Raw genomic sequence first — 13,133 nt, 5'->3', positions numbered from 1 at the left:
GTCCAGCCGTCCCGAGGTGGACGTCCAGCCGTCCCGAGGTGGACGTCCAGCCGTCCCGAGGTGGACGTCCAGCCGTCCCGAGGTGGACGTCCAGCCGTCCCGAGGTGGACGTCCAGCCCCCAGGTGGGCGCCCAGCTGTCCACAGGTGGCCGTCCACAGGTGCACGCCCCATGTCCGCGGGAGCCGACACAATGGGACCGTGAGCGATTCCAGCCTGTCTTCCCCGCCGTCCACCCTGCCCTCCACGGACCGCCCCGACGTCGCCGCGCGGCTCCGGGACGCCCTGATCCGAGCCGCCTTCACCGCTGACGGGCTGCTCGAGCTGCTCGGCGCTCCCGCGTACGCGGCGCTGGCCCGCAGCGAGACCGTGCCGGCGCTGCGGGCGACACGTGGGGACACGCCGCTGGAGACGCTCGTGCGGCTGTTCCTGCTGCAGCAGCCCGTGGCGTCCGCGCGCGTGGCGGACGTGCTGCCGGTCGACGCGTGCCTGGAGAGCGGCTGGCTGGTGCGCGCCGGCGGGCACGTCGAAGGGCACGCCGGGGACTCGGAGGACTCAGGGGGCGATCTCGCGGCCACCGTCGACGTACGGCCCTACGGCGGGCCCGACGGCGAGGACTGGTTCATCGTGTCCGACCTGGGGTGCGCGGTCGGCGGAGCCGGCGGTATCGGCAGCCGTGAGGAAGGCGTCGTACTCGGCGTGGGCGGGGCGTCCACCACGCTCGCCGGGATCACCGTACGGACCCCGGTCGGCGCCGCGCTCGACCTCGGCACCGGCTCAGGGATCCAGGCCCTGCACGCCACGCGGCACGCCACCCGGGTGACGGCGACCGACGTGAACCCACGCGCGCTGCACATCACCGCGCTCACGCTCGCGCTGTCCGCTGCCCCGGCGGCCGACCTGCGTGAGGGCTCGCTGTTCGAGCCGGTGCGGGACGACGAGACGTACGACCTGATCGTGTCCAACCCGCCCTTCGTGATCTCTCCCGGAGCCCGGCTCACCTACCGGGACGGTGGCATGGGCGGCGACGACCTGTGCCGCGCGCTGGTACGGCAGGCGGGGGAGCGGCTGAACGAGGGCGGGTTCGCGCAGTTCCTCGCCAACTGGCAGCACGTGGAGGGCGAGGACTGGCAGGACCGGCTGCGCTCCTGGGTGCCGCGCGGGTGCGACGCGTGGATCGTGCAGCGCGAGGTGCAGGACGTCACGCAGTACGCCGAGCTGTGGCTGCGCGACGCGGGCGACCACCGCGGGGACGCCGCCGAGTACCAGGCGCGCTACGACGCCTGGCTCGACGAGTTCGAGGCACGCAAGGTCAGGGCCGTCGGCTTCGGCTGGATCACCCTGCGGAAGACCGGTGCCGCCGAGCCGTCGATCACGGTGGAGGAGTGGCCGCATCCGGTCGAACAGCCGCTCGGCGACACGGTGCGCGCGCACTTCGAGCGCCTCGACTACCTGCGCGGGCACGACGACGCGGCCCTGCTCACCGGGCACTTCAGGCTCGTCGAGGAGATCGTCCAGGAGCAGGTGGGGCTGCCGGGCGCGGAGGACCCCGAGCACGTGGTGCTGCGGCAGAACCGGGGCATGCGCCGGGCCACCAAGGTGGACACGGTCGGCGCGGGCTTCGCCGGAGTGTGCGACGGCACGCTCAGCGCGGGCCGGATCCTCGACGCCATCGCGCAACTGGTCGGCGAGGACCCGGTGCTGCTGCGTGACCGGACCCCGGCGCAGATCCGGCTGCTGGTGCAGCAGGGGTTCCTCGAACCGGCCGGGTGACGGGTCTCACGCGCTGTCGCCGGGCTTCGAGCGGCGGCGGATGGTGCGCGTCCGTACCCCTGAGTCGCAAGTGTCCGGTCTGGCAGGATTGGTCCGCAAAAGGGCTCCTGTCAGTGGTGCGTGCGAAGCTATTTTCAAGAGACGGATCGCACGCGTCCTCGGGGGAGGCGCGCTGTCTCGGGGGATCGGGGGACGTGATGGCGGGGGAGACGCCGGACCAGGGCCGGAACAGGATCATCAGCGGCCGGTACAGGCTGCTGCGCACGCTCGGCGCGGGCGGCATGGGCCGCGTATGGCTCGCGTACGACGAGGAGTTGGCCTGCGAGGTCTCGATGAAGGAGATCGCGCTGCCCGACGTGCCGATGGACGCCACGGAGCCGGCGATGGGGGTCCCCCCGCTCGAGCGAAGCCGAGAGCGGGGGAGGATCGCGCGGGCCCGCAGCGAGGCACGGCACGCGGCGCGCCTGCGCGGCCATCCGCACGTGGCGACGGTGCACGACGTGGTGGTGCACGAGGGACTGCCCTGGATCGTCATGGAGTACGTGCCGGACGCGATCGACCTCCAGGCGGTCGTCCGGCAGTCGGGGCCGCTGGAGCCCCGGCAGGTCGCGCGGATCGGGCTCGCCGTCCTCGACGCGCTCATGGCGGGACACCGGATCGGCATCCTGCACCGCGACGTGAAGCCGGCCAACATCCTTCTGGCGGCCGACGCCTCGGGCGACCCTCACGCGCGCGTGCTGCTCACCGACTACGGCATCGCGCTCCAGCCGGAGTCCCGCGAGCCCAGGCTCACGGCCACCGCCGGCATCCTCGGCACACCCGGGTATCTGGCACCCGAGCGCGCACGGGGCGAGCCGCCGACACCGGCCGCGGACCTGTTCTCGCTCGGCGCCACGCTCTACGCGGCGGTCGAGGGCCGCGGCCCGTTCGACCGCAACGGCGAGTACGCGACCCTGACGGCCCTCCTCGGCGAGGAGCCCACACCGCCGGCCCGCGCGGGCGAACTCGCCCCTGTGCTCCAGGGGTTACTCATCAAGGACCCGGTGCGCAGGCTGTCACCGGAGGCCGTGGCGCGCGGTCTGGAGGGGGTGGCCGACACCGAGAGCGGGCCTCTGCCGGGCGGCGGGGCACCGCCCCCCTGGTCGCCCGCGCCCGGCGGTGCGCCGGCCCCCGCACCGGAGGGCTTCGGCCCGCCGCCGGGGTACGGGGCGAGTTCCCCGCCCGGGTACGCGGCGGCCACGCCGGGCGGCGCCCCGACTCCGGGCGCACCACACACGCCGGGTGTGCCGGGGGCGCACCACACGCGGGGCACTCCGGGCGCGCACTCCACCACCCCCGGCGCCCCTCAGACGCCGCACACGCCGGGTGGTCCGCGGACACCCGGGGCGCGTCCCACGCCCAACACCCCACAGACGCCACACACTCCAGGGGCGGCGCCGCCGTTCGGCACCCCGTCGCCGTACGGTCCGTGGAACCCGTACGCGGGCAACCAGGCCTCTCCCTACGGGGCTCCCTACGCGGACACACCCAACCCGTACGCCGACGGCGGGACTTCTCCTCAGGCAGGTGGCCCGTACCAGGCCTACCAGCAGCACCAAGCGCACCAGCACCAACCGCACCAGCACCAACCGCACCAGCACCAGCCCCACCAGCAGACCTTCGGCGTGGCACCCGCGAGCGGCCCGCCGCCGGGAGGCCCACGTCGCAAGGCGCCCGCCATCGGGATCGTCGCCATCGTGGCGGCCGTCCTCATGGTGATCGTCGGCGGCACATGGGCGGCCGTCTCCCTGACCGGTGGCGACGACCCGGACCCGAAGCCGACGAAGTCCTCAACAGCGCTCTCGTCGCCCTCGCGGAAGCCCACCGGCCCGGTGTACCCGTACGGCAAGCAGGCCGGACTCGCCAAGCCGCTGAAGGCGGGCGACTGCGTGAAGGCGGTCTGGTCGGCGGGGGAGAGCTTCAAGTCGGTCCCCAACCTCGGCGTAGTGGACTGCGAGGACGACTACCCGGCGGGCCAGGTGGTCGCGATCGACACGGCGACCGACTACGCGGACGCCCGGGACAACGGCGCGAAGCGGTGCGAGAAGCAGACCAGGCCGATGGCGAACAGCCTCCCCGACGCGGGTTACTACGCCGTTGTCCCGACCGAGGAAGGGTTCACTGAGGCCGGTGGCGGTACGGCATGTCTCGTACTCGGACGGCATGTTCCCATCAGGGGTGAGGTCGGGCGTTTCCGGGACGAGGGCATCGACCTCTGGGTGGCGCAGATGGGGATCGAGGACTGTTTCGTCTGGATCAAGGACGAGAAGGAGGACACGGCCACGACGCCCCTGGCCGACTGTGCCAAGCCGCACACCGACCAGGTGATCGGGTTCGTCGAGCCGCCCGGGAACCTGGAGTTCCAGAAGGCACTCGACAACGCGAGCGATCTCTGCGGCAACAAGTTCGCGTCGACCTGGGCGTCCGGGCCGGAGCGCGCGGTCTACGGCTGGACGTCCGGCAAGGACGACTGGAACGAGGGCTTCACCACCATCGTCTGCACCGTGGGCAGCGCGGACGCCGACCAGAAGACGACCGGGAAGATATCCGCGCCGGGCTCCGTCTGACCAGCCGGTCGCCTGCTGTTCACCCCGGATTCGCGTGCCCGCTTCCCGTGCGTGTCAGCCTCCCGTCGCTGGGCACCCCAGGACGGGAGGAACGGGACATGGAGAGCGGATCGGCGATCTTCGCGGGAGCGGTGTTCGCCCTGTTCGGAGCGGGATTGGCGGTGTGGACCGCGACCCGGCTGAGACAGCGCCTGCCGGTCGCCCACGGCGTACGTCCCGCCGTGTCGGCGACCATCGCCGGCGTCGCCGCGCTGGCCGCCCTGGCGGCCGGTGCGTGGTGCTTCACACAACTCTGAGGACAGCTCTGAGGACCGGGCCGGCCGACTTCGGGGACCTGGCCGGAAAACGCCTCTGGGTAACCGGGAAGTCACCCTCCGGATGGGGTCGGTAGAGTCGGTGCTCACTCCGGGCGGCAGGAATGGCGGTAGTCGGGTTACCGTTCGAGTGGCCGTTGCGGGCTTTTCCCGTTTGACACGGGGGCGGGATGTACCGTCACACTCCGCAGCGTCAGCATGACCCGACCCCCGGGCCGACGGCTGGTGCCTCCCGTGAGGCGCCGGTCGCGAAGGGGGTGTGACCCGCCCCCGGGACGAAAACCTGGGGAGACCCAGCGTCGACCGGAGAGAAGAGCGAAGTTGTCCCCGACCAGCGAGACCGCGAAGGGCGGCCGCCGACTCGTCATCGTCGAGTCGCCTGCCAAGGCGAAGACGATCAAGGGCTACCTTGGCCCCGGCTACATCGTCGAGGCGAGCGTCGGGCACATCCGTGACCTCCCCAACGGCGCCGCGGAGGTGCCCGAGCAGTACACCGGCGAGGTCCGGCGCCTCGGCGTGGACGTCGATCACGACTTCCAGCCCGTCTACGTGGTCAATGCCGACAAGAAGGCCCAGGTCAAGAAGCTCAAGGACCTTCTGAAGGAATCGGACGAGCTCTTCCTCGCCACCGATGAGGACCGCGAGGGCGAGGCGATCGCCTGGCACCTTCAGGAAGTCCTCAAGCCCAAGATCCCGGTCAAGCGGATGGTGTTCCACGAGATCACCAAGGACGCGATCCGCGAGGCCGTCGCCAACCCGCGCCAGCTCAACAAGAAGCTCGTCGACGCCCAGGAGACCCGCCGCATCCTCGACCGCCTCTACGGCTACGAGGTCTCGCCGGTCCTGTGGAAGAAGGTCATGCCGCGGCTGTCGGCGGGCCGTGTGCAGTCCGTGGCGACCCGGCTCGTGGTCGAGCGGGAGCGCGAGCGCATGGCGTTCCGATCCGCCGAATACTGGGATCTGACGGGCACCTTCGGTACCGGCCGCGCCGGCGACGCGTCCGACCCGTCCTCGCTGGTCGCGCGCCTGACCACGGTCGACGGCAGGCGTGTCGCCCAGGGCCGTGACTTCGACTCGCTCGGGCAGCTCAAGAGCGCGAATACCCTGCACCTGGACGAGGCGAACGCCCGCGCGCTGGCCGCGGCCCTGGAGAGCACGCGGTTCTCCGTGCGCTCGGTCGAGTCCAAGCCGTACCGCCGCTCGCCGTACGCGCCGTTCCGTACGACGACGCTGCAGCAGGAGGCCAGCCGCAAGCTCGGCTTCGGCGCGAAGGCGACGATGCAGGTCGCGCAGAAGCTGTACGAGAACGGCTACATCACGTACATGCGTACGGACTCCACGACGCTGAGCGACACGGCCATCGCGGCGGCCCGCGCCCAGGTCACGCAGCTGTACGGCGCCGACTACCTGCCGGACCGGCCGCGCACGTACGCCGGGAAGGTCAAGAACGCGCAGGAGGCGCACGAGGCGATCCGGCCCTCGGGTGATCGTTTCCGCACGCCCGCCCAGACGGGACTGACCGGCGACCAGTTCAAGCTCTACGAGCTGATCTGGAAGCGGACGGTCGCCTCGCAGATGAAGGACGCGACCGGGAACTCCGTCACCGTCAAGATCGGCGGCGCGGCGGCCGACGGGCGGGACGTCGAGTTCAGCGCGTCCGGCAAGACCATCACGTTCCACGGCTTCCTGAAGGCCTACGTCGAGGGCGCCGACGACCCGAACGCCGAGCTCGACGACCGCGAGCGCAGGCTGCCGCAGGTCCGCGAGGGCGACGCCCTGAGCGCCGAGGAGATCACGGTCGACGGGCACGCCACCAAGCCCCCGGCCCGCTACACCGAGGCGAGCCTGGTCAAGGAGCTCGAAGAACGCGAGATCGGCCGCCCGTCGACGTACGCGTCGATCATCGGGACGATCCTCGACCGCGGCTACGTGTTCAAGAAGGGCACCGCCCTGGTGCCGTCCTTCCTGTCCTTCGCCGTGGTCAACCTCCTGGAGAAGCACTTCGGGCGGCTCGTCGACTACGACTTCACCGCCAAGATGGAGGACGACCTCGACCGCATCGCGCGCGGCGAGGCGCAGGCCGTGCCGTGGCTGAAGCGGTTCTACTTCGGCGAAGGCTCGAACGGGGCCGGCAGCGCCGCCGAGGCGGGCAACGGCGACGGGGACCACCTGGGCGGCCTGAAGGAGCTGGTCACCGACCTGGGCGCGATCGACGCACGCGAGGTGTCGTCCTTCCCGGTCGGCAGCGACATCGTGCTCCGCGTCGGCCGCTACGGCCCCTACATCGAGCGCGGTGAGAAGGACTCCGACAACCACCAGCGCGCGGACATCCCCGACGACCTCGCCCCCGACGAGCTGAGCGTCGAGCTCGCGGAGGAGCTGCTCGCCAAGCCGAGCGGCGACTTCGAGCTGGGCGCCGACCCGTCGACCGGCCACACCATCGTGGCCAAGGACGGCCGCTACGGCCCGTACGTCACCGAGGTGCTCCCCGAGGGCACCCCGAAGACGGGCAAGAACGCGGTCAAGCCGCGCACGGCCTCACTGTTCAAGTCGATGTCGCTGGACACGGTGACCCTGGAGGACGCGCTCAGGCTGATGTCGCTGCCGCGTGTCGTCGGCGCCGACGCCGAGGGCCAGGAGATCACCGCGCAGAACGGGCGCTACGGGCCGTACCTGAAGAAGGGCACGGACTCGCGTTCGCTGCAGGCCGAGGACCAGCTCTTCACGATCACGCTCGAAGAGGCACTGCAGATCTACTCCCAGCCCAAGCAGCGTGGCCGGGCCGCGGCCAAGCCGCCGCTGAAGGAGCTGGGCGCGGACCCGGTCAGCGGCAATCCGGTCGTCGTCAAGGACGGGCGCTTCGGTCCCTACGTCACCGACGGCGAGACCAACGCGACCCTGCGGTCGGGCGACAGCGTCGAGGAGATCACTCCGGAGCGCGGGTTCGAGCTGCTCGCCGAGAAGCGGGCGAAGGCGCCCGCCAAGAAGACGGCCAAGAAGACGGCGGCGAAGAAGGCCCCCGCCAAGAAGGCGACCGCGAAGAAGGCCGCCCCGGCCAAGAAGACGGCCGCCAAGAAGACGACGACGTCAAAGACCGCGGCGAAGACCGCGGCGAAGAAGGCTCCTGCCAAGAAGACAGCGGCGGTCAAGGCACCCGACGCCGAGTAGACAGCGCACAGTGGGCCCCGGCAGAAGCCGGGGCCCACTTGTAGAAGCCTTGTGAATCTTGGTATCCGCTCGCCGATGGGCTGAAAGTGTGGCCCTGCCCGTCAGGGTGTTTTCTGCTTCAATGTCGACCGCCGCGGACGGGGTACCCGCCCAACGGGCTACCTGACGTTGACTTCCCGCCGACCCGGCGGTAGGCCCTGTTGCCCGAACTTGGCCCAAACTAGCGCGACGGAGAGCCCGCGTACCATCGCCCAATAGAGGGATCCGACGGTTCTCCGGACGGAAGAGAGAGATGACGCGAGCCGAGCAGCCAACGGCCCACAATCCCGCCCCCGACGACGCCCTGGTCGCGGACTCCCGCGAGCGCGCCGTCCGCGCCCTGCTGCGCCAGCCGCAGCTCAAGCGGCTCTGGAGTGCGCAGCTCGTGAGCGGTGTGGGCGACGCCCTCGCCCTGCTCGTCCTGGTGCTACTGGCGTTCCAGGCGGCGATCGACCAGGGTTCGTTCGGCGGTGGTTATCGCGGGGTCGCCCTCTCCGTGGCCGCCGTCTTCGGCACGCGCGTTCTGGCCACGTTGCTCTTCGGGGCGGTCCTCCTCGGACCGCTCACGTCGCTCACGTCCCAGGAGGGCCCGCTCGACCGCCGCTGGACCATGGTCGGCGCGGACGGGCTGCGCGCCGCGCTGCTGATCGTGGCTCCCCTGTGGATCGACTGGACTCCTCCGAACGCGCTCGCGGCCCTGCTGGTGACCGCCTTCGTGATCGGAGTCGCCGAGCGCTTCTGGACGGTGTGCCGCGAGAGCGCGGCGCCCGCGCTGCTGCCCTCGCCCCCGCTGGAGGGCGCGACCGTGCGCCCGCTGCCGGACCACATGGACGCGCTGCGGCGCCTGGCCCTGCGTACGGGATTCGTGGCGGTGCCCCTCGCGGCGGGCGGCCTCGTCGTGGTCTCCCTGTTCAACAACCTGCTGGGTGCCGGGATCGACTGGTTCGGCCAGCACCAGGCGGCACTCGCCTCGTACGTGGCGGCCGGACTGTTCGCCGCGTCCCTTTCGGTCCTGGTCTTCCTCGAACTGCCCGACATCCGCACTCCGCGCGCGCGGTCGCCGCTCGAGGGCCTGCGCCGCCCCAAGTCGGGCACCGGCGCCGACAAGGGCCGCACCGGCGCGATCGCGATCCTGGTGCTGGCCTGCGCGGCCGTCGCGAGCGCCGTCGCCGCCGCGGTCGCCGTGGCCGTTCTGCACGCCAAGGACCTGGACGGCGGGCCGGTCACCTACGGGCTGCTGGTCCTCGCGCTGACCGGTGGCGTCGTCGTCGGCATCCGCAGGGCGCCGTCGGTCCTGCCCGCGCTGTCGCGGCGCCGGCTGCTCGCCCTGGCCATCGCCTTCACCGGTGTGGCGCTGCTCGCCGCCGGGCTCGTACCGGACGTCACCAGCGTGATCCTGATCCTCGCCCTCGGGGGCGTCGGCGCGGGCATCGCCGCGAACACCGGGCACACGCTGCTGGACCAGGAGGCCGAGGACTTCCGCCGGACGCGTACCACCGAGCACCTGCACGCGGTCGTACGGGTCTTCGTGGCGCTCGGCGCCGTGATCGCCCCGGTGCTGGCGGCACTGATCGGGCCGCACCGGCTGGAGAACGGCAAGTTCGTGTTCGCGCACGGGGGCGCCGCCTTCACGCTGATGCTGGTGGGCGCGCTGCTGCTGCCGGTGGCCGCGCTGGTGCTCGCCAAGGTGGACGACCGTTCCGGGGTTCCGCTGCGGCACGACCTGCTGGACGCGCTCCGGGGCGGGGACGACCCGGAGGTCGCCCCGGCCGCCTCGGGCTTCTTCATCGCCCTGGAGGGCGGCGACGGGGCCGGGAAGTCCACCCAGGCCGAGGCCCTCGCGGAGTGGATCCGCGCCAAGGGACACGAGGTCGTGCTGACGCGCGAGCCGGGCGCCACACCCGTGGGCAAGCGGCTGCGGTCGATCCTCCTGGACGTGTCGTCGGCGGGACTGTCGCACCGCGCGGAGGCGCTGCTGTACGCCGCCGACCGCGCCGAGCACGTGGACACCGTCGTACGGCCCGCCCTGGAGCGGGGCGCCGTCGTCATCTCGGACCGTTACGTCGACTCGTCGGTGGCCTACCAGGGCGCGGGCCGGGACCTCTCGCCCACCGAGATCGCGCGGATCTCCCGCTGGGCGACGAACGGACTGGTGCCGCATCTGACGGTGCTGCTGGACGTCTCGCCCGAGACCGCCCGCGAACGGTTCACCGAGGCGCCGGACCGGCTGGAATCGGAGCCGGCCGAGTTCCACGCGCGCGTGCGGTCCGGTTTCCTGACGCTGGCCTCGTCCGACCCCGGGCGCTACCTGGTCGTCGACGCGGGCCAGGAGACCGAGGCGGTCACCACCGTCATCAGGCACCGGCTCGACCTGATGCTGCCGCTGTCCGAGGCCGAGGTGAAGGCCCAGGAGGAGGCCCGCCGCAAGGCCGAGGAGGAGGCGAAGCGGAAGGCCGAGGAGGAGGCCGCCCGCAAGGCCGAGGAGGAGCGCCTGGAGCGCGAGCGCCAGGAGGAGCTCGCCCGGCTGCGCGCCGAGGAGGAGGAGCGCAAGCGGCGGGAGCTGGAGGAGGCCCAGCGGCGCGAGGCCGAGCGCCAGGCGGAGGAGGCCCGGCGGCGGGCCGAGGAAGCGCAGCGGAGGGCCGAGGAGGAGCGCGCCCGGCTCCTCGCGGAGGAGAAGGCGCGGGCCGAGGAGGAAGCGCGCCGCAAGGCCGAGGAGGACCGTCGCCGCAGGCAGGCCGAGGAGGAGGCCCGGCTGAGGGCCGAGACCGAGGCGCGTCGGCTGGAGAAGCAGCGCAAGGCCGAGGACGCGCTGCTGCGGGCCGAGGAGGCACGGCGGGTGGCGGCCGAGGCCGCGGCTGCCGCTTCGGCCGCGGCCTCGGCCGGGACGGCGTCCAGGACGGGTACGTCCGCGTCTTCTCCCGCATCCTCCCCCTCGTCCCCCTCGTCCCCCTCGTCCCCCTCGTCCCCCTCGTCCTCGCCGGACACGTCGGACACTCCGGAGGCTCCGGACACGCCGGATACGCCAGACAACGAGATGACCGTCCCCACGCCGGTCGTGACGCCGACGAACGCGTCGGGCGGCCCGGTGGACGAGACGGCGGTGTTGCCGCCGGTACGGCCCGATGGGCCACCAGAGGGGTCCGGCCAACCCAACCGGTCCGACCGATTCGACCGACCCGGTGGACCCGATGGACCCGACTCGGAGACGACCACCGAGCTGCCACAGCCGTCGGTGCCTCCGGGGGCCGCGGACGAGACCACGGTCCTGCGGAAGCCCTCGGTGCCGGAGGGCGCGGCCGACGAGACGGCGGTGCTCCCGCCGGTGCCGCCGGGTGCGGCCGACGAGACGGCCGTACTGCCTCCCGTACGGGAGGAGGATGCCGCTCCGAGGACCGGTACACGTGGATCGGGCCGGGCCGGGCGCTCGGGTGACTCGGCGGACCGGGTGCCTCCGGGCTACTTCCGGGACGAGCGGACGGCGCCGGGCGGCCCCGAGGACCGTACCCGCGAGCTGCCCCAGGTGGACGCCGAGGGCATCCCGCGCCGCCGCTCCGACTGGGCGGAGGAGACCCCGCTGGACGACCTGCCGACCCTGGCGGACGAGCTGCTGGGACCGCGCGAGGGCTACGAGGACGACAACGGCCGGCACGACGGCGACCGCGACGACGACGGACGTGGCGGGGGCCGCGGCGGCCGGGGCCGTGGCAGGGGCGGACGGCGGCGCTGACCGTCGATCCGGCCCCGGCGGTCGGGTCGGGTCCCGGTGGTCGGGTCCCGGTGGTCCGGCCCGGCGGCCCGCCCCGCCGGTCCGGCCCCGGCTGTCAGTGGTCTCGCGCACAATGGGGTGCGGCAAGGCAGAGCGTGACGGAAGGGGCGGTGCCGCATGCCCGTGTGGGACGACCTGGTGGGCCAGGAGCGGCTGAGCGCGCAGCTCGAAGCCGCCGCCCGGGATGCCGACGCGATCGTCACGGCGGCCGCCGCTGACGCCCCGCTGCCCGAGGCGTCGAAGATGACCCACGCCTGGCTGTTCACGGGCCCGCCCGGCGCCGGACACACCGCGGCCGCCCGGGCCTTCGCGGCGGCCCTCCAGTGCGTCAGCCCGGACCGCGCGCTGGGCGGGACCCCGGGCTGCGGCTTCTGCGACGGCTGCCACACGGCCCTGGTGGGCACACACGCCGACGTGAGCACCGTCGCCGCCGTGGGCTCGCAGATCCTCGTCGAGGACATGCGGGACACGGTCCGCAAGTCGTTCACCTCGCCGGCGAACGGCCGCTGGCAGATCATCCTCGTCGAGGACGCCGAGCGGTTGAACGAGAAGTCGGCCAACGCCGTCCTCAAGGCCGTCGAGGAGCCCGCCCCCCGCACGGTGTGGCTGCTGTGCGCGCCCTCGCTCGAGGACGTCCTGCCCACCATCCGCTCCCGATGTCGCCATGTGAGTCTGCTCACACCTTCGGTGGACGCGGTGGCGGACATGCTCGTGCGGCGTGAGGGCATCGAGCCCGACAGGGCCGCCGCCGCGGCCCGCGCCACTCAGGGGCACATCGACCGGGCCCGCCGTCTGGCCACCGATCCGCGCGCGCGGGAGCGGCGGGCCGCCGTGCTCAAGATGCCCCTGCGCGTGGAGGACATCGGCGGCTGCCTCAAGGCGGCGCAGGAACTGGTCGACGCGGCCACGGAGGAGTCCAAGCAACTCGCCGAGGAGCTCGACGTCAAGGAGACCGAGGAGCTGAAGGCGGCGCTGGGCGCGGCCCAGGGCGGCCGGATGCCGCGCGGCACGGCCGGCATCATGAAGGACCTGGAGGACAAACAGAAGCGCCGGCGGACGCGTGCCCAGCGCGACAGCCTGGACCTGGCCCTGACCGACCTCACCGGCTTCTACCGCGACGTCCTCGCCCTCCAGCTCGGCTCCCGCGTCGCCCTCGCGAACACCGAGGCCCACGACACGCTGGAGCGCGTCGTACGGGGCACCACACCGGAGTCGACGCTGCGCCGCATCGACGCGATCGCCGCGTGCCGTGACGCCCTCGACCGGAACGTGGCCCCCCTGCTGGCGGTGGAGGCGATGACGATGGCGCTGCGGACGGGATGAGGTCCGACGGGCACCGTTGATCCATGGGTCCCGGTGATCCATGAGCCTCGTTGGTCCATGGGCCCCGTTGATCCATGGGCCCCGGGTGTGAAGGGGGCCATCTGGCGGACCGACGCGTCGACGCCGTCACCCGTACGAGCCGCTCG

6 protein-coding genes are annotated in these 13,133 nt (G+C 72.6%); all 6 read left to right on the top strand.

The window, feature by feature from the left end:
- Positions 1 to 199: 199 nt before the first annotated feature.
- The 6 genes from AB0959_RS10045 to AB0959_RS10020 all read left to right on the top strand — a co-directional run bounded on the left by AB0959_RS10045 (position 200) and on the right by AB0959_RS10020 (position 12,987).
- Positions 200 to 1,771, top strand: a complete 1,572-nt coding sequence (locus tag AB0959_RS10045; protein WP_366825848.1) for a class I SAM-dependent methyltransferase — start codon at positions 200 to 202, stop codon at positions 1,769 to 1,771.
- A gap of 197 nt (positions 1,772 to 1,968) precedes the next feature.
- The gene (locus tag AB0959_RS10040; protein ID WP_366825846.1) at positions 1,969 to 4,377 is read left to right on the top strand and encodes a protein kinase; all 2,409 of its coding nucleotides are present in this window, start codon (positions 1,969 to 1,971) and stop codon (positions 4,375 to 4,377) included.
- A gap of 98 nt (positions 4,378 to 4,475) precedes the next feature.
- Positions 4,476 to 4,673, top strand: a complete 198-nt coding sequence (locus AB0959_RS10035; protein ID WP_366825845.1) for a hypothetical protein — start codon at positions 4,476 to 4,478, stop codon at positions 4,671 to 4,673.
- A gap of 339 nt (positions 4,674 to 5,012) precedes the next feature.
- The gene (gene topA / locus AB0959_RS10030) at positions 5,013 to 7,859 is read left to right on the top strand and encodes a type I DNA topoisomerase (protein ID WP_366825844.1); all 2,847 of its coding nucleotides are present in this window, start codon (positions 5,013 to 5,015) and stop codon (positions 7,857 to 7,859) included.
- 292 nt (positions 7,860 to 8,151) lie between these two features.
- Positions 8,152 to 11,625, top strand: a complete 3,474-nt coding sequence (tmk, locus tag AB0959_RS10025; protein WP_366825843.1) for a dTMP kinase — start codon at positions 8,152 to 8,154, stop codon at positions 11,623 to 11,625.
- A 156-nt stretch (positions 11,626 to 11,781) separates the two neighbouring features.
- Positions 11,782 to 12,987, top strand: a complete 1,206-nt coding sequence (locus AB0959_RS10020) for a DNA polymerase III subunit delta' (RefSeq protein ID WP_366825842.1) — start codon at positions 11,782 to 11,784, stop codon at positions 12,985 to 12,987.
- Positions 12,988 to 13,133: the final 146 nt, after the last annotated feature.

This window comes from Streptomyces sp. NPDC046862 (assembly GCF_040704615.1).
In the GTDB taxonomy this organism is placed as follows: domain Bacteria; phylum Actinomycetota; class Actinomycetes; order Streptomycetales; family Streptomycetaceae; genus Streptomyces.
The sequence above is the reverse complement of the archived record's forward strand: the minus strand, read 5'-3'. Positions and strand labels throughout refer to the sequence as shown.

Excerpts from the sequence above, each read along its gene's own strand:
- AB0959_RS10040 (WP_366825846.1), top strand. The coding sequence starts at position 1,969 with ATGGCGGGGGAGACGCCGGACCAGGGCCGGAACAGGATCATCAGCGGC.
- AB0959_RS10035 (WP_366825845.1), top strand. The coding sequence starts at position 4,476 with ATGGAGAGCGGATCGGCGATCTTCGCGGGAGCGGTGTTCGCCCTGTTC.
- tmk (WP_366825843.1), top strand. The coding sequence starts at position 8,152 with ATGACGCGAGCCGAGCAGCCAACGGCCCACAATCCCGCCCCCGACGAC.
- AB0959_RS10020 (WP_366825842.1), top strand. The coding sequence starts at position 11,782 with ATGCCCGTGTGGGACGACCTGGTGGGCCAGGAGCGGCTGAGCGCGCAG.